The sequence below is a fragment of the Methylophaga sp. UBA2689 genome (assembly GCA_002354555.1).
In the GTDB taxonomy this organism is placed as follows: Bacteria; Pseudomonadota; Gammaproteobacteria; order Nitrosococcales; family Methylophagaceae; genus Methylophaga.
Window position 1 is genome coordinate 85,096 of record DELT01000094.1, and the last position, 22,266, is coordinate 107,361.

The 22,266-nt window shown below is 43.8% G+C and carries 23 protein-coding genes and 1 pseudogene; 19 read left to right on the top strand and 5 right to left on the bottom strand.

Going from position 1 to position 22,266, the window contains the following annotated elements; all coding sequences use genetic code 11:
• Nucleotides 1-31 precede the first annotated feature (31 nt).
• Entirely contained in the window at nt 32-1,576 is a 1,545-nt protein-coding gene (gene murJ, locus B3M51_RS11525) for a murein biosynthesis integral membrane protein MurJ (RefSeq protein ID WP_292759353.1), read from the top strand.
• A 57-nt stretch (nt 1,577-1,633) separates the two neighbouring features.
• Here the strand turns inward: murJ and B3M51_RS11530 are convergent, their stop codons facing one another.
• Nucleotides 1,634-2,311: an OmpW/AlkL family protein gene (locus B3M51_RS11530; protein WP_292759356.1), complete on the bottom strand. Its 678-nt coding sequence runs from the start codon at nt 2,309-2,311 to the stop codon at nt 1,634-1,636.
• 100 nt (nt 2,312-2,411) lie between these two features.
• A complete protein-coding gene (gene fnr / locus B3M51_RS11535; RefSeq protein WP_292483045.1) occupies nt 2,412-3,161 on the bottom strand; it encodes a fumarate/nitrate reduction transcriptional regulator Fnr in 750 nt (249 codons plus the stop codon).
• Between the two features lie 97 nt (nt 3,162-3,258).
• Between fnr and hisB the strand changes: the two genes are divergently transcribed.
• The 10 genes from hisB to tatC are packed head-to-tail and all read left to right on the top strand — an operon-like array spanning nt 3,259 to nt 8,441.
• Nucleotides 3,259-3,852 (top strand): imidazoleglycerol-phosphate dehydratase HisB, encoded by a 594-nt coding sequence (gene hisB / locus B3M51_RS11540; RefSeq protein WP_292759359.1) that lies wholly within the window; start codon nt 3,259-3,261, stop codon nt 3,850-3,852.
• 49 nt (nt 3,853-3,901) lie between these two features.
• Entirely contained in the window at nt 3,902-4,537 is a 636-nt protein-coding gene (gene hisH / locus B3M51_RS11545; protein WP_292759362.1) for an imidazole glycerol phosphate synthase subunit HisH, read from the top strand.
• Nucleotides 4,538-4,561: 24 nt separating this feature from the next.
• The gene (gene hisA / locus B3M51_RS11550; RefSeq protein WP_292759365.1) at nt 4,562-5,311 is read left to right on the top strand and encodes a 1-(5-phosphoribosyl)-5-[(5-phosphoribosylamino)methylideneamino]imidazole-4-carboxamide isomerase; all 750 of its coding nucleotides are present in this window, start codon (nt 4,562-4,564) and stop codon (nt 5,309-5,311) included.
• A gap of 1 nt (nt 5,312) precedes the next feature.
• A complete protein-coding gene (hisF, locus tag B3M51_RS11555) occupies nt 5,313-6,086 on the top strand; it encodes an imidazole glycerol phosphate synthase subunit HisF (protein ID WP_292759368.1) in 774 nt (257 codons plus the stop codon).
• Nucleotides 6,083-6,466, top strand: coding sequence for a phosphoribosyl-AMP cyclohydrolase (gene hisI / locus B3M51_RS11560; protein WP_292483035.1), 384 nt, complete (start codon nt 6,083-6,085; stop codon nt 6,464-6,466). The genes hisF and hisI overlap by 4 nt, the downstream gene beginning before the upstream one ends.
• The gene (locus B3M51_RS11565; RefSeq protein ID WP_292483033.1) at nt 6,463-6,783 is read left to right on the top strand and encodes a phosphoribosyl-ATP diphosphatase; all 321 of its coding nucleotides are present in this window, start codon (nt 6,463-6,465) and stop codon (nt 6,781-6,783) included. Before hisI ends, B3M51_RS11565 begins: the two co-directional genes overlap by 4 nt.
• A complete protein-coding gene (locus B3M51_RS11570) occupies nt 6,780-7,118 on the top strand; it encodes a histidine triad nucleotide-binding protein (RefSeq protein WP_292483030.1) in 339 nt (112 codons plus the stop codon). The genes B3M51_RS11565 and B3M51_RS11570 overlap by 4 nt, the downstream gene beginning before the upstream one ends.
• A gap of 9 nt (nt 7,119-7,127) precedes the next feature.
• On the top strand, nt 7,128-7,373 hold the full coding sequence (gene tatA, locus B3M51_RS11575) for a Sec-independent protein translocase subunit TatA (protein WP_292483028.1): 246 nt from the start codon (nt 7,128-7,130) through the stop codon (nt 7,371-7,373).
• Nucleotides 7,374-7,378: 5 nt separating this feature from the next.
• Nucleotides 7,379-7,702, top strand: a complete 324-nt coding sequence (gene tatB / locus B3M51_RS11580) for a Sec-independent protein translocase protein TatB (RefSeq protein ID WP_292483027.1) — start codon at nt 7,379-7,381, stop codon at nt 7,700-7,702.
• Complete coding sequence (tatC, locus tag B3M51_RS11585; protein WP_292483025.1) at nt 7,692-8,441, top strand: twin-arginine translocase subunit TatC; 750 nt, start codon at nt 7,692-7,694, stop codon at nt 8,439-8,441. The genes tatB and tatC overlap by 11 nt, the downstream gene beginning before the upstream one ends.
• Before the next feature lie 158 nt (nt 8,442-8,599).
• On the opposite strand, the gene B3M51_RS11590 is transcribed toward tatC, so the two are convergent.
• Together B3M51_RS11590 and B3M51_RS11595 are read right to left on the bottom strand one after the other, a co-directional pair.
• Nucleotides 8,600-8,944, bottom strand: a complete 345-nt coding sequence (locus tag B3M51_RS11590) for a pentapeptide repeat-containing protein (RefSeq protein WP_292483023.1) — start codon at nt 8,942-8,944, stop codon at nt 8,600-8,602.
• Between the two features lie 12 nt (nt 8,945-8,956).
• Nucleotides 8,957-9,205 (bottom strand): hypothetical protein, encoded by a 249-nt coding sequence (locus B3M51_RS11595; RefSeq protein WP_292483021.1) that lies wholly within the window; start codon nt 9,203-9,205, stop codon nt 8,957-8,959.
• Between the two features lie 173 nt (nt 9,206-9,378).
• Between B3M51_RS11595 and B3M51_RS11600 the strand changes: the two genes are divergently transcribed.
• The 3 genes from B3M51_RS11600 to B3M51_RS11610 are packed head-to-tail and all read left to right on the top strand — an operon-like array spanning nt 9,379 to nt 14,566.
• On the top strand, nt 9,379-10,326 hold the full coding sequence (locus tag B3M51_RS11600) for an ABC transporter substrate-binding protein (protein ID WP_292759375.1): 948 nt from the start codon (nt 9,379-9,381) through the stop codon (nt 10,324-10,326).
• A complete protein-coding gene (locus tag B3M51_RS11605) occupies nt 10,327-14,304 on the top strand; it encodes an EAL domain-containing protein (protein ID WP_292759378.1) in 3,978 nt (1,325 codons plus the stop codon).
• A 25-nt stretch (nt 14,305-14,329) separates the two neighbouring features.
• Nucleotides 14,330-14,566, top strand: coding sequence for a TIGR02647 family protein (locus B3M51_RS11610; RefSeq protein ID WP_292483015.1), 237 nt, complete (start codon nt 14,330-14,332; stop codon nt 14,564-14,566).
• On the opposite strand, the gene folA is transcribed toward B3M51_RS11610, so the two are convergent.
• Complete coding sequence (folA, locus tag B3M51_RS11615; protein ID WP_292759381.1) at nt 14,563-15,048, bottom strand: type 3 dihydrofolate reductase; 486 nt, start codon at nt 15,046-15,048, stop codon at nt 14,563-14,565. The genes B3M51_RS11610 and folA overlap by 4 nt on opposite strands.
• Nucleotides 15,049-15,155: 107 nt before the next feature.
• Here folA and B3M51_RS11620 point away from each other — a divergent pair, with 107 nt between their 5' ends.
• The 5 genes and pseudogenes from B3M51_RS11620 to B3M51_RS11640 form a co-directional block, all read left to right on the top strand.
• Nucleotides 15,156-16,760, top strand: a complete 1,605-nt coding sequence (locus B3M51_RS11620) for a Na/Pi cotransporter family protein (protein WP_292759384.1) — start codon at nt 15,156-15,158, stop codon at nt 16,758-16,760.
• Nucleotides 16,761-16,993: 233 nt separating this feature from the next.
• Entirely contained in the window at nt 16,994-19,168 is a 2,175-nt protein-coding gene (locus B3M51_RS11625; RefSeq protein WP_292759388.1) for a primosomal protein N', read from the top strand.
• 77 nt (nt 19,169-19,245) lie between these two features.
• Nucleotides 19,246-21,009: an arginine--tRNA ligase gene (argS, locus tag B3M51_RS11630; RefSeq protein ID WP_292483008.1), complete on the top strand. Its 1,764-nt coding sequence runs from the start codon at nt 19,246-19,248 to the stop codon at nt 21,007-21,009.
• A 60-nt stretch (nt 21,010-21,069) separates the two neighbouring features.
• On the top strand, nt 21,070-21,615 hold the full coding sequence (locus B3M51_RS11635) for an SPOR domain-containing protein (protein WP_292759393.1): 546 nt from the start codon (nt 21,070-21,072) through the stop codon (nt 21,613-21,615).
• 94 nt (nt 21,616-21,709) lie between these two features.
• Nucleotides 21,710-22,266, top strand: a pseudogene (locus B3M51_RS11640) (formylmethanofuran dehydrogenase subunit B); the annotation flags it as partial.

Here is a 22,266-nt window from a genome sequence, read left to right on the forward strand (position 1 = left end):
GAAAGCGTTTATCCAAATAAAATAAGCGACTATGAAAGAAAAACTGCTTAAGTCTACCTTGGTTGTCAGTTTAATGACCTTTTTATCCCGTATTTTGGGGTTTGTTCGAGATATTGTCATTGCCAGACTTCTTGGAGCAGGGATGGGCGCTGACGTATTTTTTGTTGCCTTTAAAATTCCAAATTTTCTCCGTCGCCTGTTTGCAGAAGGCGCATTCTCACAAGCGTTTATCCCCGTTCTCGCTGAATATCGTGAACGCGGTGATCAGGATCTGAAACAGCTTATTGCGGCAACCAGCGGCACGCTTGCAGGCGTATTATTTTTTATTACGTTGATAGGGGTAATCGCAGCACCAATCATTATAATTATATTTGCTCCAGGGTTTATTGATCAGCCGGAAAAACTACAGCTCGCCAGAGAATTATTAAGAATCACTTTTCCTTACATCCTGTTTGTTTCGCTTACTGCGCTGGCCAGCTCGATTTTAAATAGCTTTGGTAAATTCGCTGTGCCGGCATTTACACCCGTTTTTCTCAATATCTCGATGATTGGCTGTGCATTGTGGCTGGCTCCCCATCTTGATGAACCGGTAAAAGCGCTTGCTTGGGGGGTGTTTATCGGCGGGGTGGTACAACTACTTTTTCAAATGCCATTTTTAATGAAAATAGGCAGTTTGCCAAAACCACGTTGGGGCTGGAAAGATGAAGGTGTGCAAAAAATTCTGCGACTGATGATCCCGGCCATGTTTGGTGTATCAGTTTCACAAATCAACTTATTGCTGGATACATTACTGGCTTCATTTCTAATCACTGGCAGCATTTCATGGCTTTATTATTCTGATCGACTGGTCGAATTTCCATTAGGCATACTGGGGATTGCACTGGCCACTGTAATATTACCCAATCTCTCGAAAAAACATGCAACAGCCTCCATGCAGGAGTTTTCACATACCATTGACTGGGCGCTACGCTGGGTATTTTTAATCGGTACACCGGCCGCAATCGGCCTGATTATTCTTGCTGAACCGTTGCTGCTTACCTTGTTTCAATACGGTGAATTCACACCACATGATGCCAATCAGGCGTCATTAAGCTTGATGGCATATGGTTTGGGTTTATTGCCATTTATTTTTATCAAGGTGCTTGCACCGGGTTTTTATGCACGCCAGGACACCAAAACCCCAGTCAAAATCGGCATTATTGCGATGATTACCAATATGGGATTAAACATTGTGTTGATGATTTATCTGGCCCATGTCGGTCTGGCTTTAGCCACCGCTTTATCAGCAATGCTTAATGCTGGCTTACTGTATTTCACGCTTCGAAAAAAAGCGGTCTATCAACCCATTGCGGGTTGGGGCTTATTTTTTATCCGTATGGTGTTGGCCAATATCGTATTGGTAGCGTTCTTATTATGGGTAACGCCGATTAATAGCGATTGGATAAGCTGGAGTGGCTGGCATCGGTTTGGCATATTAATGGGGCTGATAGCGACTTCTGCTATTGTTTATTTTGCTGTATTGGCACTATGCGGAGTCCGGCTGAAAACTTTAATAACGCCACAACGCAAGATATAAAAAAAGCCCTCCAGCAATGGAGGGCTTTGAGACGGAACACTTGTCCTTGAGAGGATCTTAGAAACGTCTGCCGATACCAATACCGTATACAAATGGATCAATATCAGCATCAATTTTGGCACTGCCAACGGCAATGTTTTTGAAACTGGCAGTGGTATCAATGTCCAGATATTTCACATCCATATTTATGAACCAATCCTGGTTAATCGCAATATCGACACCGGCTTGAGCTGCCCATCCCCAAGAGCTTTCCAGCGTCACTTTATCGCCAGGACTGCTTATGGCTGAGCTGCTAGGCACTTTTTCGTCAAAGAAATAGGTGTAATTCACACCAGCACCAATATAGGGACGGATATTGGAATCTGGCAGGAAGTGATATTGCAACGTCAATGTTGGTGGTAATACTTTGGTGTCAATGACGTCACCCAGAGCAGCCCAGCTTTTCTCACCGGTAACCGTGTGTTCTGAATAACCTAAAATCAACTCTACCCCCCAGTTTCGGTTGATCATGTAAGTAATATCCAGTTCAGGAACTGTATCGCTGTCAACTTTTACACCTTTAGTTCCCTGGTCGACCCCACCGATTGAAAGAGTACCACTGCTATCATTTGGATTAACATTGATAACACGACCCCGAATTAACCAGTCACCGGCCTCATAAGCCATAACAGTTGAAACAGGGCTGGCAATGCCAGCAGCCAGTAGAATTGAGGAAATCAGGGGAATTTTTTTCATGGGACGACTCCGAATAATGATCTGTTGTGGAACACAGTTTCAGATCATACGGAGTATCTGGATGTCTACATTGATCCAGGTCAATAAAGTGCGGTTAAAGCTATCCGCAGCGATGTTTTAATGCTGGCAGGTCTAAAATAGTGACTTCTTTGCCCTGAATCGACATTAGCTGCTGATCCTGTAACTGGGTAAATAATCGACTGACCGTTTCAATCGCCAATCCCAGATGGTTGGCAATATCACCTCGAGACATGGTTAATTGAAATGACATCGACGAATAACCACGTTCACTGAAACGCTGTGACAGTGACAGTAAAAAGCTGATGAGTTTTTCCTGAGCGGTTTTTTTGCCCAGAGAGAGTAATAAATTTTTATCCGATGATAATTCTTTGCTTAAGCGGGTCATTAATTGATTTTGCAACTCCGGGATTGTCGCACTGAATTCCTGCAAACGCTCATAAGGCAATTCACAAACACTACTGGCTTCAAGTGCCCGTGCAGTGGATAAATAACGTTGCTGATAAATGGCATCCATACCAATAAATTCACCGGGGAAATAAAAGCTGGTGACCTGTTCGCGCCCATCCGTCGCAGAGATGGTGGTTTTGAAGGAACCAGAGCGAACAACAAAGATTGTTTTAAAAGTAGAAGAGGGTTCAAACAGAATCTGGTGGCGTTTATATCCAGCACTGCGTTTGATGATTTGATCGAGCTTGGTCAGGTCATCCCGATGTAGCCCCAGGGGCAGGCATAACCGAGACAAAGCACATGATTGACAGGCAAGCTGATGATGATGTTCAACCTTAGCAAAGTCCTCAAATAATGGCGTAATCACCCGAGCTTGTGTCATTTTATTATCCGTAAAAAAGTCACAGGACATGATAACGCTTCAAACCCGCCACTGAAACAGTTATTATTTGTTTTTATTTCAGTTTTCAGGAAAGCAAATGACCGTTCGTAGCGCCACTGTTGCGCGTAACACGCTCGAAACTCAAATTGAAGTCTCCATCAATCTGGATGGAAGCGGAAAATTTCAATCCCAAACCGGCGTGCCATTCCTAGATCACATGATGGAACAGATTGCCCGTCACGGTTTATTCGACCTGCAAATCAATGCCAAAGGCGATCTGCATATTGATGCACATCATACTGTCGAGGATGTCGGTATCACTATTGGTCAGGCATTAAAAAAAGCTCTTGGCGATAAAAAAGGTGTTGTCCGTTATGGTCATTCCTATGTCCCTCTGGATGAAGCTTTATCTCGTGTAGTGTTGGATTTATCTGGCAGGCCCGGCTTTGAATTCGACGTGACATTCACCCGAGACAAAATCGGTGAGTTTGATGTTGATTTGTTTTATGAATTCTTTCAGGGTTTAGTCAATCATGCAGGTATTACTTTGCATATTGATAATCTTAAAGGTCGAAATGCGCATCATATTGCTGAAACCATTTTTAAAGCGTTCGGTCGAGCCCTGCGAATGGCTGTCACATTAGATGAACGAGCCTTACAGCAATTGCCATCCACCAAGGGCGCATTATAATCGGCTAACGATTTTATAACTCTCACTTTCTAGAGCAGGTCTTTGTTTTATGCGTTGCGTTGCAGTTATTGATTACGGCATGGGTAATTTACGCTCAGTCTCCAAAGCATTGGAAGCCGTGGCTGATAATCACACTAACATTCTCGTTACCGCTGATCCCTCAGAGATCCGGGCAGCAGATCACATTGTGTTCCCTGGAGTTGGGGCGATTCGTGATTGCATGGCAGAACTCAAAAAACTTGAACTCGACAAACTCATCTGTGAAATGGCCAGCAAAAAACCTTTCCTGGGGATTTGTCTGGGCATGCAGGCATTATTAACGCATAGTCAGGAAAACCAGGGTTCAGCTGGATTGGACATTATTGATGGTGATGTTCTTTACTTTGAACAGGCGGTTGAGCAGGGCCTGAAAGTCCCGCACATGGGTTGGAATCAAGTCGAGCAAACCGTCGACCACCCCTTATGGCAAGATATACCTCAGAATAGTCGCTTTTATTTTGTTCATAGCTTTTATGTTCAGCCTGCAGATGAAACCAAAATCTCTGGTCGTAGTCATTACGCTTTACCGTTTGCTGCGGCGTTGGCACATGAAAACCTTTTTGCAGTACAGTTTCACCCCGAAAAAAGCCAGCATGCCGGCTTGCAGTTATTGAAAAATTTTATTAACTGGGACGGTCAGTCCTGACATTTGTTTGATGGAGAAAGCGTTATGTTGTTAATCCCTGCCATTGATCTTAAAGAGGGTCACTGCGTTCGATTGCGTCAGGGACGCATGGAAGATAACACCGTATTTTCAGAAGATCCGTTGGCGGTGGCAACCAGATGGGTTGAAGCCGGTGCCAAACGGTTGCACATGGTGGATCTGGACGGTGCTTTTGCGGGTAATCCGGTTAACGCTGATGTTATTCATCGAATCTGCGCTGCATTTCCTGACCTTGATGTGCAGGTTGGCGGTGGTATTCGTGATGAAGACACTATCCAAACCTATCTGGATGCCGGTGTTCGCTATGTCATTATTGGCACAAAAGCCATTAATGCTCCGCATTTCGTTGGCGACGTTTGTGCCGAGTTTCCAGGTCACATTATTGTCGGGCTCGACGCTAAAGATGGCAAAGTTGCCATTGACGGCTGGTCCAAGTTATCCAATCACGATGTTATTGATATTGCCCAACAGTTCGAACAGGATGGCGTTGAAGCCATTATTTACACTGATATCAGCCGAGACGGCATGATGCAGGGGGTTAACCTTGAATCCACTCGTGACCTTGCTCGAGCCATTAATATTCCGGTAATTGCCTCGGGCGGTGTCACCAACTATGATGATATCAAAGCCCTTTGCCACTACGAATCAGAAGGTGTTATGGGGGCCATAATCGGCCGAGCCATCTATGAAGGCACCATTGATTTGGCTGAAGGTCAATCGCTGGCTGATCGCTTAAATCCACCATTACAATTCTGATATGGCACTGGCAAAACGTATAATTCCCTGCCTTGATGTTGATGCCGGTCGTGTCGTAAAAGGTGTGCAGTTTGTCGATATACGTGATGCTGGCGATCCGGTTGAAATTGCCAAACGTTACGATGAACAGGGCGCAGATGAGCTGACTTTTCTGGATATCACTGCCACACATGACAACCGTGACACGATGGAAGATGTTGTCAAAGCCGTTGCCAGTCAGGTGTTTATTCCTCTGACTGTTGGTGGCGGAATTCGAACTGTAGCAGATATTCGTCGCATGCTGAATGCCGGTGCAGATAAAGTTGGTATTAACTCTGCAGCCGTTAAAAACCCTGACTTTGTTCGTGAAGCCGCTGAAAAATTCGGTTCACAATGTATCGTGGTCGCTATTGATGCTAAGCGTGTTTCTGCAGACGGTCAAACACCAAAATGGGAAATTTTTACCCATGGTGGTCGCCAGCCAACCGGCATTGATGCAGTAGAGTGGGCCAAAAAAATGGTTGAGCTTGGCGCTGGCGAAATTTTACTGACCAGTATGGATCGTGATGGCACCAAATCCGGTTTTGATTTAGAGCTAACCCGGGCCGTCAGTGATGCAGTTGTAGTACCAGTGATTGCCTCAGGTGGTGTGGGTAAACTGCAGGATCTGACAGATGGTATCAAATTAGGTCATGCCGATGCGGTACTGGCCGCCAGCATCTTCCATTTCGGTGAACATACTGTGGGTGAAGCCAAGCAGCAAATGGCAGAACAAGGTATTGAGGTACGTTTATGACGGCATGGCTGGAACAGGTCAATTGGGGAAACGATGGATTGCTTCCCGTTATCACACAAGAGTTTTCAACTAAGCAAGTACTTACTTTAGCCTGGATGAACCGTGAGTCGTTACGACTAACTGCTGAAACCGGTCACGCGGTTTACTGGTCACGCTCCCGGCAAAAACTATGGCATAAAGGCGAACAGTCTGGTCATCAGCAAATCATTAAATCAATACGTATTGATTGTGATCAGGATGCTATTTTGCTTGAAGTTGAACAGATAGGTGGCATCGCCTGTCATACTGGACGGCATCATTGTTTTTTCATGGAACTGCAAAACGGTGAGTGGCAAACCACTGAGCCTGTGCTAAAAAACCCCGATGAGATATATCAATGAGTGATACCCTGAAAAAATTGATGTCGGTACTCAGTGATCGAAAAAAAGCCGATGCCGATAGCTCATATGTTGCCAGCCTCTATGCCGCCGGTACGGATAAAATTCTGAAAAAACTGGGCGAAGAAGCCACTGAAACTGTTATCGCCGGAAAAGCTGGCGATAAAGATCAAATCGTCTATGAAACAGCTGATCTTTGGTTTCATTCAATGGTGTTACTGGCGCATAATGATATTGATGTTGAAGCCGTTTTACATGAGCTTGATCGTCGGTTTGGCTTATCAGGCCTCGAAGAAAAAGCCAGCAGGAGCAAAAAATGACTGATTGTATTTTCTGCAAAATTATTGCCGGTGAGATTCCATCCGCGAAAGTTTATGAAGATGATTTGATCTATGTATTCAACGATATTAACCCCAAAGCCACCGTGCACCTGTTAGTGATTCCAAAACAACATATTGCCAGGCTGGATCATCTGGATCAGAGTCATCAGGAATTAATTGCCCATATGTTTCTTAAACTTCCTGAACTGGCTCAATCTCAAGGCCTAACGACGGGTTTTCGTACGATTATAAATACCGGACCCGGTGGTGGTCAGGAAGTCGATCATTTACATATTCATTTGTTAGGCGGCAAAGATCTGCCTGGCTTTCATTAGGAGTGCACCATGGGATTTGGCGGAATCAGTGTATGGCAATTATTGATCGTCTTGGTCATCGTCATTTTGCTTTTCGGCACTAAAAAGCTCCGTTCTCTTGGCGGTGATTTAGGCAGCGCCATTCGCAGCTTCAAATCCTCAGTCCGTGACGGCGAAGAGGAACAAAAAAATGATGCCAGCAACCTTAAACATGACGATGACAGTGAAAGCCAACAAAAACAGCAGCACGAAGAACACGACTCAACTAAACGTTAATCGCCGTGTTTGATGTAGGTTTTTGGGAGTTATTGTTAATTGCCGTAGTGGCTTTGATTGTTGTCGGGCCGGAAAAGCTACCTAAGGTTGTTCGCGTCTGCGGCTTATGGATTGGCCGTGCCAATGCCTCGCTTCAGGCGGTCAAAAACGACATTGCAAAAGAACTTCGGGCAGAGGAAATCAAACAAGCATTCAAAAAACCGGATGATTTACCCGATCTTAATGAAATTATTGATATCGATGAACCGGTAAAACCTAAACAGAATCCTTCAGCTAAAACTGATAATGATTCTGACGCAGATAAAAAGCAGGCTGAAGATGGAAAATAGTGAACAACAACCACTGATTTCCCATCTGGTTGAACTTCGGGATAGATTATTGAGAGGTATTCTGGCGGTGTTAATCATTGCCGTGTGCCTGTTACCTTTCGCCAATGAGCTTTATCTGATTTTATCAGCCCCATTGCTGGAGCATTTACCCGAGACCAGTTCGATGATTGCCACCGAAGTGGCTTCGCCATTCCTGACGCCTTTTAAGCTGACCCTGACAGCCGCCATTATGCTGGCGATGCCCGTCTTGCTCTACCAATTGTGGGCGTTTATTGCTCCCGGCCTCTATAAACATGAAAGACGTATTGTCTTTCCGTTAATGTTTGCCAGTACGGTACTGTTTATTCTCGGCATTTTATTCGCCTATTACGTTGTTTTCCCACTGGTGTTTGGGTTTTTGACGCAAGCGGCGCCGGAAGGTGTGGCAGTAATGACCGATATCAGCAGCTATCTGGATTTTGTACTGAAATTGTTTTTTGCTTTCGGGTTGGCATTCGAAGTGCCAATCGCGACGTTACTGTTGATTTGGAGCGGTGTTTCCACACGACAAAGTCTTATTGAAAAAAGACCTTATGTGATCGTTGGAGCATTTGTCATAGGTATGTTACTGACGCCACCCGATGTCATTTCTCAGACACTTCTGGCCGTGCCTGTCTGGTTATTATTTGAATTGGGACTGCAGGTATCAAGATTACTTCCCAGCGCAAAAGATTCCACTGAAGAAGAAGAGCTATCTTAGAGTCTATGGATCTGTCAAAGCGAAAACGGCTGGAGGCTATTGTTGTTTCCAGCTAGAGGTAAAGCGCGCTCTGGCATTCTTAATTGATTAACAACGTAGTCGGACGCAAAACAAAAATAGTTACAACCCTCAGGTTGTGACTGAGAGATCAACAGACTTTAGTCTTTATAACGCATCCGGGTGCCATGTTGCAGCGAAAGATTAATTTCTTCTGCTGTTAGCGAGGCAGGGAAATAAACGCCGGAAATTTTCGCTCCATGGATACTGGCACCGCGCAGACTGATGCTTTGACTGAAATCAATCCCGCGTAAATCCGCTTGACGAAAATAACTGTTACTGAAATCCAGACCGCTGGCAATTAATCCCTGCAGATTGAGATGCCGAAAATCACAGCTGGTTAAATCAACGGTTTCGCCCTTGGCAATGCGATGATTAAATTCTTCAACTTTTCCATCACGTAACAGTTGGTAAAGCGGATCTTGTGTGATTTTTGGTTCAGCCATCTTTGTAGTGCCTTAAACAGTAATATCTATGGTTCCGCCTGGGTTTTCCGGATCAAAACCAGCTGATTCATTTTGGGTTGCTTCATTTACCACTTCCGTGGTTTGTAAACTGGTTGGTGCCTGCTCTTGAGCAACCGTTGTCGATGCCGTTTCACTATTCTGCTGAACAGGTGTCTGACGTCCTACCAACTGATTTTCAGAGGATAGGGGATTGGTCAATGTAGGCTGACCACTGAAAGGGGCAATGCCTGGAATTTCCATTTTTCTGCTCCTGATTAAATCAACAAATACAGCTTACTCTTATCATCACAATATTGTAAACGCATGTATCTGAAAAACCATGGGTTTTCTCTCAATTTCATGCAATATTAGCAAATACTATTTTAGTGTTGTTTTTATGCTATCGTTGAGTTTACCCAATCGAGTGAGAGTAGATGATGCGCCCGGGTAAACGGATTTTGTATTTACTGGTCATTTTTGCCAGCCTGACAGCCTGTAATTCGCAGACAGAAAAACCATTGCGAGTGGGTACTATTCCATGGGCGGGTTACGAATTACTTTATTTAGCACGTGATCTGCAATATTACGATAATGCACAAATTCAACTTAAAGAATTAGCTACCAATACCGAGGTAATACATGCCTTTCGCCAGGGTCAGCTGGATATGGTAACTGCCACGCTTGACAGTGCACTTCAGTTAGCTGAAACCCAGTCTGATATCAAAATAATCCTGATCTTCAATATCTCCAACGGGGCAGACAAACTGATGGTTGATCCCACCATCACTTCACTCAAAGCGCTAAAAGGTAAACGCGTTGGCGTAGAAAAAAGCGGCGTTGGCGTTTACATGCTAGCGCAGGTTTTAAAGGCGGCAGAGCTTGATAGCAGTGACATCAGCATCGTACCCACCACGGTGAATCAGCATTCTTTTTTGCTAAAAAATCAACGTGTTGATGCGGTTATCAGCTTTGATCCTGTTGCTTATAAACTTCAGCAACAAGGTTATATTAATCTGTTTGACAGTCGACAATTGCCAGCGCCAATCGTGGATGTATTGGTAACGCGCGATAGTGCTTTGAAGTTACAGCAAAAAAGCATTCAACAACTACTGGAAGGCTATTGGAAAGCTCGGAATTACCTGACGGAAAATCCACAGGATGCCTTAATCAGAATCGCACCCCGTTTAGAAATTTCAACTGAAGAACTTGAGCTTCTTTACCAGAAACTGATTTTGCCTGAAAGGGAACGTCAGCAATATATTTTTAATCAACAGCTAAAAATTATTATTGAGTCTGTTGCAAAGATGATGATGGACGCTGGATTGTTGGAAAAAGAACTTGATAGCCAACAACTCCTGGTTGATGAAAAAATGGATTTATAGATGTATCCAATTCAAACCTATCGCCTGACATTATGGCTGCCAGTGGCCGTCACCCTGTTGTTCCTTTTTATTTTGGTGTTTTATTCTGTCAATGAATATCGGCATCGGCTTTTAGATATAAAAGAAGTTTCCAGGATTCAACTCCAGGAAACAGCATTACAACTCGGGCATAGTCTTGAATATGCCCTTGCAAATAATGACTCCCTGCATGCACGAAGTAGCGTTGCCAGGTTTTCATTACGGGCGGATGCACAACTGGCAATATTGATTGACGCTGATAATGTAATTGAATCGTCCTCTTATTTTATCTGGCAAGACCAACCCGCCGAGAAGGTGCTCGATGCTGAACTGTTGCATTATGTAAAACTTGCTCGTTCACAAAAGAGATATATTGAAAGCAGTAATGAAAATGAGGATTTACTGACCTTTTTTTTACCTTTACTTGAAGCGGATCAACAAAAGGTTTTGGTGCTGCAGAACTCCATTAAGAAAAAATTAGAAACCGCTAAAACGGAGATCCTCAATGCAATAGCGCCTTTGCTTTTGTTGATAACGATAGCCAATATTCTGCTGATTTTTCTGATTCGTAAATTGGTTATAAGGCCATTAAATGCGCTTCAACACCTGACCGAACAGATCCAGAATCAACAATTCGAGTTAATCAATCCACTTAAAGGCGATACTGAGCAAGCACAAGTGGGGCAGACATTGGTGGATGCTGCCAGACAGCTGCAGTCTCATATCAGCATTCTGACTGAAAATGAGCAACGTTTACGAATCACTCTGGAATCAATTGGTGATGCCGTTATCGTTACTGATGCTGCAGGTAATATCACCCGTATGAATCGAGTTGCCAGCGAATTAACTGCCTGGCCCGAAGAAGATGCCATTGGACTACCGTTACTCAACGTTTTTGACATATATCAAGCTGATACAGGAGAGAAGCTAACTAATCCGGTAGATCTGGTCATACAAAATGGTGAAGTGGTTGAATTATCCAATCATACCGTTTTAAAGGCCAGAAATGGCGTGAGCTACCACATATCCGACAGTGCAGCGCCGATTCGGTTGGATCATGACCGCGGAACTGAAATACTTGGAGTAATTCTGGTCTTTACTAACGTAAGTAACCAGTATCGCTTACGTCAAGAGCTACGCCAGTCTGTCGATTTTCTGAAAAATCTGCTCACTATTAGCCCCTGTGTCACTTATATTCTGGACATAAAGCAAGATACTACTACTGAATTTCGTCTGAGCTATGTGAGCGAATCCGTTATCCATTACTCTGGACATCCTGCCGAATACTGGTTAGGTCAGCCAGAAGTCTGGCAACAATCTGTTCATCCAGCTGATATCAATAAGGTTAAACAGACATTGTTGACTGTCTTACAGTCGGATAAACCTGTGAGCAATCAATTTCGTTTTCGTCACCGTGATGGTCATTACATTACTGTTGAAGATCACCTGTCCGTGGTAAAAAATGACCACACACATAAATTGCAAATTGTCGGCGTTGTACTGGATATCAGCGAACAAAAACATACTGCCGAGCAGAATGCATTATTTGGTGAAATCCTCGAGCAATCCCTTAACGAAATTTACGTGTTTGATGCCGAAACCTTCCAGTTTATTCATGTAAATCACGGTGCTCTTATCAATCTGGGTTATAGCCTTGAAGAAATGCAGACCCTGACGCCGCTGGATATTAAAACCGACTATAACTTCTCGACGTTAAAAGCATTGATCGCGCCATTATGCAGCGGTGAAACGCCAAGATTAATCTTTGAAACCAATCACCGTCGTAAGGATGGCAGTCAATATGCCGTTCATGTTGATTTGCAGACAGCAATCTATGGCGAGAGAGAGGTGTTTATCGCCATTATTGAGGATATATCTGAACAAAAACAGGTGGAAAAGATCCTCTCTCAGGAACGTTCATTATTACGAAGTATTATCGACTCATCGCCCGATTTGATTTTCTGTAAGGATGATCAAGGAAAATATATACGCTGTAATAAGGCCGTAATGGAATTTTTGGCCACGACAGAAGCAGACATTATTGGAAAAACAGATTTCGATTTTTATCCGGAAAAAGAAGCTCGCAATTACCGGCACAGCGATCAACTGACGTTGCAACATAACACCAGTCAGTTTTATGAAGAAGCTGTATACGGAGCAGAGGGACAAAAAGTATTATTTGAAACCCTGAAAACCCCTCTCAAAAATGCAACCGGCAAAACGATAGGTGTACTGGGCATCAGTCGCGATATCAGTCGGCAATATGAAGCGGACAAGGAGTTACGCCTGGCCAGTCTGGTATTCGAAAATAGTAATGAAGGCATTATTATCACCAATGAAAATAATCTCATTATTACCGTTAATCCTGCCTTTACAATCATGACCGGCTACGCCCTCGATGATGTAGCCGGAAAAAACCCTTCGATTCTTAGTTCTGGGGAACATGATCAATATTTTTATGAACAAATGTGGGCACAACTTGAGCAGCAGGGATTCTGGTCAGGTGAGGTACAGAATCGCCGGAAAAATGGTAAAACCTATCCACAATGGTTATCGATCAGCCGTGTTGAAAACGCCCAGCAGCAACTGCAAAACTATGTCGCCATCATGTCTGATATCAGTAAATATCGTGAAGCCGAACAAAAAATTAACTTTCTGGCACATCACGATGTTCTGACCAGTCTGCCGAACCGGGCATTACTTAAAGATCGTGTGGGACAGGCACTGATATCTGCTGAACGGCATCGACAAAAACTGGCTTTACTCTATCTGGATCTGGATCGCTTTAAATTTATCAATGACAGTCTCGGCCATGCCATAGGGGATCAATTACTTATTAAGGTCGCGGAAAGGTTGAGTCAGCAAATGCGTGAGGAAGATACCGTATGTCGGACCGGTGGTGACGAATTTATAATTTTATTACCGGATACCGATGCTGACGGCGCTGGCCATGTTGCTCAGAAACTGGTCGAAAATATCACTACACCTTTTGAAATTGATGGAAATCAGTTATTTGTCACCGTTTCAATTGGTATCAGTATTTACCCTGATAATGGTGAGGATGCGGAAAGTCTTAATAAGCATGCTGATACAGCAATGTATCGGGCAAAACAGGCCGGTCGAAATCAATATCAGTTTTTTACTGCAGAAATGCACTCACAAATTGTCCATAAACTGGAACTGGAACATGCCTTGCGCTTTGCCCTGGCTCGCAATGAGCTCTCTCTGGTCTATCAACCCCTGGTTGATATAAAACTGAATAAAATCACAGGTGCTGAGGCATTGATTCGCTGGAATCACCCTGAACTTGGGAGTATCTCGCCATTGGAATTCATCCCGATTGCGGAAGAAACCGGGATGATTAATCCGATAGGCCAATGGATATTGCACACCGCGATAGCTCAGTGCAAACAATGGGTTGATGCCGGACATAGAGATTTATTAATAGCTATCAATCTTTCTGCAGTGCAATTCAATAACCCCTTACTGGTCACTATGATTAATACCATCCTCCATGAGCATCAGTTACCAGCAGATAATCTGGAGCTGGAAATCACCGAATCGGTGGCCATGATCAATATAGATCTGACCATCAAACAATTAAAATCACTGGCAGATGCCGGTATAAGATTGTCTCTGGATGATTTTGGAACCGGGTACTCATCGTTAAATTATTTGAAAAAATTCCCCATTAATAAACTAAAGATTGATCAAAGCTTTGTGTTTGACATGTTGACCGATGAAGATGATGAAGCAATCGTCGATGCTGTTATTACACTGGCTCGTTCACTGGGTCTCAAAACCTTGGCAGAAGGGGTTGAAACACTTGAACATCTTAGGGTCTTGAATAATAAAGGCTGTGATTTCATGCAAGGTTATTTGTTCAGTAAACCTGTTCCGGCAGAACCATTTTTTAATTTATTAAATCATCCCCCCGTCGGTAATTTAGGCGTAGACTGAAGATAAACAGGTAACGGAGCCGGATATGCAACAGCAAAAAATTGATCAACTCGAAGTGTTATTACAATTTGATCCCAGTAATACTTTGCAAGGAATTAAAATTCACCATTCAACCGCTCGCGAAGGTCTGGTGGAAGCAGCACAGAAATTATTTGATAACGGCCTGATCAGCCAGCCTGATGGCGGTTATCTGACCGATCTCGGCCATGAAGCCTCTGAACATTTACATACCGCTTTACAGCTGATGTCACCACCAAACTAAACCCGCTGATAAACCTCAAAGCTGTAGGCATAGTCATTTTTCTCATCGGCCGGATGGGATTCCTGGCTGAGTAATTGCCATTGGCTTTCGTCCCAATCGGGAAACCAGGTATCCCCATCAAGTTCAGCATGTACACGAGTCAGGTAGAGCATATCGGCGTTACCAAACATTTGCTTAAACAGCGATGAACCGCCTATGACCATCAATTCTTCAGCATCCCCAGCTGCGTTTAACCCATCCTCGATGGAGTGAACAACATCACAGCCTGGCGCCTGATATTCTGACAGAGAACTCACCACGATATTTTGCCGTCCTGGAAGAGGACGGCCAATAGATTCATGAGTATGGCGTCCCATTAAAATGGGTTTCCCCATGGTGATTCGGCGAAAGTATTGCAGATCAGCAGAGAGTCGCCAGGGGAGATCGTTATCCCGCCCAATTAATCCATTTTCATCCATTGCTACTACAAACGCCGTTCTCATCGGTCACCTCATTCAATAACTTTGGCATAGCATAGCATTGCTGATTTTTTATCCGGTATTATCAATTCAACTATGAAAATCAATAAATCGGGTAAATGATGTTGAATATGTTGGGATCGCTGATAGGTGGCTTGGGTTTGTTTATGCTGGGGATGTGGTTGATGTCTGACGGCCTTAAACAAATTGCCGGGGAAAGGCTCAATCAAATCCTTAAAAACTGGACTAACAGCCTTCTGCGTGGCTTAAGTGCGGGTTTTCTGCTCACCGCGATTATTCAACATTCAGGTGCAGTTACTTTGGCCACGATTGGGTTTGCCAATGCCGGTATTCTCAGCCTGCGTAGAGCTATGTGGATTGTATTTGGCAGCAATGTTGGTACGACGGTCACCGGATGGCTGGTTGTGCTGATCGGTTTCAACCTGAATATTGAACATTTTGCCTTACCGCTAATTGGAATAGGCATGGCGATGCGCTTATTAAACAGTAATCGAGCCTATGCGAATATCGGATTGGCACTAACCGGTTTTGGCCTGCTGTTTATGGGTATAGCGGCCTTAAAAACAACCTTCTCAGGAGCTGACAGTTTATTTGATCTGCATTTCTCCAGCGGATTATTGGCCATTGATATTGTGATGTTTGCGTTGGCGGGTTTAATTCTGACCACTTTACTGCAATCTTCCAGCCTTACTTTAACTCTTGCATTGACTTCGCTCGCTGGCGGAATCATCGATTTATTACCTGCCGCTGCAATTGTGATTGGCAGTAATCTAGGGTCAACTACGACAGCTATATTCGCCGTTATCGGCAGTCAGCCGGTCGCTAAACGTATTGTCGCCAGTCATGTTCTTTTTAATCTGCTAACAGCTATCGTCAGTCTTATTTTGCTGGTGCCGTTAATCTGGATTATCCATTGGTTTCAGCAATTAGTGGTTGAGGATGTGCAATTTACTACCACATTGGTTTTATTCCACACCGTATTTAACTTATTAGGTGTAGCACTTATCTGGAAGCTGGCCGATCCCCTGGAAAACTGGTTGAAAACGAAGTTTTCAGCAACAGATGAAAATATTGCAGAAACGAAATATCTTGATAACATCACATTAAAGATTCCCAATCTGGCAATCACCTCCATTCGACTTGAATTAATCCGATTGAATAAACATGTTTTAAAGATGGTGACTCATTGTATCCATAAAAACCGTTCAATTAGTTGGTTAAAACAGCAACATGCCTTTACTGAGCAAAATATTTTAAAAATTGGCAACTTCAGTCACAAACTCTACCAACAACACATTAATGAACAGATTTCTGAAAAAACGGCTGATTTATTACGTGTTTCGCAATACTGTGATGCAATTTCTGCCTTAACCGTTGCTATTGCTGAAAACCGTGCTTTATCAAGTCATCCGATTGAGGCCCAACTGCAGCAACAGCTCACCAATTTTAATGTGGATTGTTTACTGCTGATTGATGTTTCTGCATTAGATAAGTCCAATCCATCCTTAAAAAATCAGCTCGACAGCCTGGAAAAAACCTACCTTTCATTAAAGTCATTGTTATTGCGTCGAGGTGCTGAGGGAAGAATATCAATCGCCCGCATGGAAAAAGAATTACAAGCCATATCTCAACTGCGAAGAATTTGTCAGCAGGCCGTAAAAGCCAGTCTGTTTTTTAATAACAGTCAACTCGATCATGCTATAAAACATGCTTAACAACTACGGTATGCTTTGCTTATAAAACAAGGCATAAGCTGTGGATAAAATCACCTGTGGATAAGTCGTTAAGTTATCCACAAGAGATCGATCCCGCAACGATAAACTTATACACAATTAGATCATTCTTTAACGTAATGAATAAAAAGGCTTTTCAGGATTAATACAGCTATCCACAGGACTAAAGCATTAACATCATTAAAAGATCTCTTTTATTTAAGTAGTATTGTTTAATGAGTTGCATCGTCGAAATTGCCTTAGCTTGCCCCTTGCGTCAGACATTTGATTATCTGAGTGATGAACCAGTTGAACACTGGCAACCCGGTATGCGTGCTGTCATTCCATTTGGCAGCAGACAGCTGATAGGGATCGTAATTGCCATCAAACCTGTCAGCGAGATTTCTACCGGTAAACTCAAAAAAATCGAACAGCAAATTGATAAACAAAGTTTTTTACCCGTTGAAATCATGGAACTGGTACAGTGGGTAAGTCGTTATTATCATCATCCTATTGGCGAATGCTTTCAGGCAGCATTACCCAAGAAACTCCGTCTTGGTGATAGCGATGAAATGCAAACCGAAACCTATTGGGCCTTGCAACAGATACCGGACAGTAAACCGGGTAAAAAACAGCAGCAGATCCTGGATTTACTGGAGGACTATCCGGAAGGACTCAGTGAAAAAGCATTACGGGTTCAGTTAGGCAATGTAAAAAGCAGTTTGTCTGCTCTGGCACAACAAAACGTAATTACTGCCAGACAACACGTTGCATTACCGGTCCCCTGCCTTGAGCTACAACTAGCTGTTTCATTAAATAACGAACAAAAACAGTCTGTTGAACAGGTTATTGCTGAAAAAGAGCAATTTTCATCTTTTTTATTGCAAGGTATCACCGGGAGTGGCAAAACAGAGGTTTATATTGAAATATGTCGTGAGTTTGTCGAAAACCAGCAACAGGTTTTAGTGTTAATTCCAGAGATTGGATTAACCACACAGTTTGTTGAGCGTTTCCGTCATTCCCTTGCGACCAACATCGTTGTTATAAACTCATCGGTCTCAGATGCTGATCGTAAACAGGCCTGGTTATTGGCCAGATCGGGTAAAGCCGACATTATTATCGGTACCCGCTCTGCAGTTTTTACTCCCATGCTCAATCCGGGACTGATAATCATCGATGAAGAACATGACAGTTCCTACAAACAACAGGATGGACTGCGTTATCACGCCCGAAATGTGGCATTGATGCGAGCTAAAACACTGAATATTCCCATTGTGCTGGGCAGTGCAACGCCTTCTCTGGAAACCCTTTACCAAGTAAAACTGAAACGTTATCAGTTACTTAGGTTAACAAAACGTGCTGGTGGAGCGACACTGCCCAACATTAAGCTTATTGCTGCCAATAAAACAGCAGATAACAATGGTTTAAGTTCAGTGTTAATTAATTCTATTGAAAAACATCTGCAGCAAAATCATCAGGTTCTATTATTTATAAATCGTCGTGGATTCGCACCGGTTTTGATGTGTCATGAATGTAACTGGCAGGCGAATTGCCGAAGTTGTGATGCCAAAATGGTGGTTCATCAACATCAAAACCGTTTGTTTTGTCATCATTGTGGTTTGATCCAGACACTACCGAAAAAATGTCCTGAATGTGGTCATTCCGAACTTAAAAGTTATGGCGTCGGAACAGAGAAAATTGAGCAGGCTCTGACAGCAATTTTTAACGATGTACCGGTTTTACGGATTGATCGGGATAGTACCCAACGGGTCAATGCCTTTGCCAATATGGTCAAACAGATTAATCAGGGGCAGGCGGCTATTCTGGTGGGTACGCAGATGCTGGCTAAAGGACATGATTTTCATGATGTGACGCTGGTCGGTGTTGTGGATGCTGATCAGGCCTTATTCAGTGCTGATTTCCGAGCAACTGAAGGGCTGGCACAGTTAATTACTCAGGTTACTGGTCGGGCTGGACGTGGCAAAAAGTCAGGGGAAGTCTTGATACAAAGCGAACAACCGGAGCACCCTTTCTGGAAAAAATTACTACAGGATGGTTATGAAGCTATCGCTGAAAATTTATTAGCAGAACGAATTCAAATGGAGCTGCCCCCTCATGGTTTCTGGGCAGTCTGGCGCGCTGAGGCAAAAGAAGCCGATTTAGCTATGCAATTATTACAACAGGTTGCCGAATTATTGCAGCAAACCGCATCAGGGGTCATGATTTTAGGACCGGTTCCAGCTTTAATGGAAAAACGTGCCGGTCGATATCGGGCACAATTGCTGATGCGATCCGCAGATCGTGCATCGTTGCACCAATTAATCGACCAACATATCGAAGCTGTCAGCAAGCTTAAACTGGCGCGAAAAGGTCGTTGGTCGATTGACATCGATCCTACTGAATTAATCTAATCGGCTGGATGATGTCATCCGCTAGTCTGATCGGTTAAAATGCGCCATCACAATTCTGTTATCCGGACTTCATTACCTTGAAAGACCAATTAAAAGAACTTATTGAAAGTGCTTTAGCTTCGTTGATTACCCAACAAAGCCTTCCAGCAGATGTTTCATCCGCTGATGTTCAGCTGGAGCGAACCAAAGATCGTAGTCATGGTGATTTCGCCAGTAATATTGCGATGGTATTAGCCAAACCCGCCAAAATGAATCCTCGGCAAATAGCGACATTGATTGTTGATGCGCTTCCCCAGCATGAAATGATTGAGAAAGTAGAAATTGCCGGTCCAGGATTTATTAATTTCAGCTTATCCGCTAGCTCAAGGCAACAGGTGGTGGCAGATGTCCTGAAAAAAGCCGGCCAATTTGGTCTGAGCAATTACGGCAATGGTCAGAAAGTTCAGGTGGAGTTTGTTTCGGCCAATCCAACCGGACCACTGCATGTAGGCCATGGTCGTGGCGCGGCATATGGTTCAGTCGTCAGCAGCTTGTTAAAAGCCGTAGGATTTGATGTTCACCGTGAATATTACGTAAATGATGCTGGCCGTCAGATGGATATTCTGGCCACCAGTGTCTGGCTGAGATACCTGGAAAAATGTGGCGAACAGTTTACTTTTCCAAGTAACGGATATCGCGGGGAATATGTCTTAGACATTGCTGAAACCTTAAAACAACAGCATGGAAATGCATTGTTTCATAAAGCATCTCTGGTTTTTGATGGTGTTCCGGCGGATGAACCTCAAGGTGGTGATAAAGAGCTGCATATAGATGGGCTGACACAACAGGCCAAAAATCTTCTTGGGGCAGATGTGTATCGTCAGCTGTTTGATTTGGGCCTCAATGCCATTCTGGATGATATTCGTAATGACTTGGCTGGGTTTGGTGCCGAATACGATGAATGGTTTTCTGAGCGTTCACTGGTGGAATCCGGTGTGGTTGATGAAGCTGTTGAACAACTGAAAGCCGCCAATATGCTTTATCAGCAGGATGGTGCCTGGTGGTTTAAATCCACTGATTTTGGCGATGAAAAAGACCGGGTGGTGGTTCGTGACAATGGTCAGGCAACCTATTTCGCTTCTGATGTCGCTTATCACCTGAATAAATTCAATCGTGGCTTTGATCAGATTATTGATATCTGGGGCGCCGATCATCACGGTTATATAACACGGGTGAAAGCCTCTATGGAGGCGCTGAATCAGGATGTCAGCAAGCTGAAAGTTTTACTGGTGCAGTTTGCTGTGTTGTATCGTGGTAAAGAAAAAGTCGGTATGTCGACTCGTAGCGGAGAGTTTGTCACATTACGCGAACTGCGTGACGAGGTCGGTAAAGACGCTGCCCGTTTCTTTTATGTGATGCGTGGTGCTGACCAGCATATGGATTTTGATCTTGAACTGGCAAAATCACAAAGTAATGATAATCCGGTATATTACGTTCAATATGCACACGCACGTGTCTGCAGTGTTTTCCGCCAACTGGCAGAAAGACAGATGAACTGGGATGAGCAGACAGGAATAGGCAACCTGTCTTTATTGACCGAGGATCATGAACAGGCTTTGTTTACTATGTTGTCACGTTATCCCGAAGTGGTGGAACTGGCAGCTATAACACATACCCCCCATTTACTGGCGCATTTCCTAATGGATTTGGCACGTGATTTTCACACCTACTACAACGCTCACCAGTTTATGACAGATAATATTGATTTAAGTCAGGCACGACTGACGCTGATCACCGCGGTCAGGCAGGTTATTGCCAATGGTCTTGGGTTAATGGGCGTTTCAGCGCCACAATCAATGTAAGAGGTTTTTGTGGCAACCAGAAGAAATACGCGTAAACAGTCTTCAAAACAAGGTGGAAGCATGCCTTGGGGACCAATGTTAATCAGTTTTGCCGTGGGTGCTTTTGTGATGTTTTTATTGCACCTGAAAGAAAATGTTCCAGCAGATAAACAACAGGCAAAAACCACTCAGCAACAGCAAAAGAAAGCGAGTGTGGAACCCACTTTTGATTTTTATACGTTATTACCCGAAACCGAGGTGGTAGTAGAAAAGCCCAAAACGATTGCCAATCAACCGCAGAAACCAATCGTTTCCTCGCCACCCGAAGAAGTTTCGGCAGCGCCAGAGCAAACCCAGCAGGCCGCAACTGAAGCTCCGGCAGATGCCGTTAGCTACATGATTCAGGTGGGGTCATTCAAAAAACTTGAAGATGCAGATGGTTTCCGGGCCAGATTAGCCTTTTTAGGTATTGAATCAAAAGTACAAACCGTCACAATTGATAATACCGATACCTGGCATCGGGTGCAGGTTGGGCCGGTGGTAGGGCGAAGTAAGGCTGATGCATTACAGAAGCAGCTACGTGATAATGATATTGATTCACTCCTGCTAAGGGCAAAGCATGGATAAAGCAATGCACATTTTCTGCTGAATGTCCGGCTGGACTTGAAGCAGGTCATAATGGCCCCAGTGTATTTAATTGAAAACTATCGAGGACAGCGATATGACAGAAAACAGTACGGCCACCGTTTGGCATGAAGTTGCCAGTCCATTTTGTGGAATAGCGTCCGATGATCTGACGATAGAGGTCAACGGCAATACTGTTAAAGTGCTGGAAAATGGCGATGCTGTCACCCGGCCCGGTTTTGAAACACCTATCACCGATACTCAGCCCCGAATTAACGGCAAAGAGGTCACGCTGGATCAAGCTGTTTCTCATATTGCTGATTTACTGATTAACAGCAAACAACCATTAATTGCCGGTCTGGGAACAGACTTGAATGGTGCGCGTGCAGCAATGGCGCTTGCCGATAAAAGTGGCGCTACCATCGACAGTTATTATTCTCCGGCCGCATTTCGCAACATTCTGGTATTACAGGACACGGGCTATATGACCACCACACTGACAGAAGTCAGAAACCGGGTGGATTTACTGGTGGTTGTTGGTACCGATATTGAATCTACTTTTCCACGTTTTTACGAACGTATGGTGTGGAACAAGGAAAGTATGTTCGGTCAGGATATTGAGTCTCGTGAAGTTATTTATTTAGGCAAACCCCC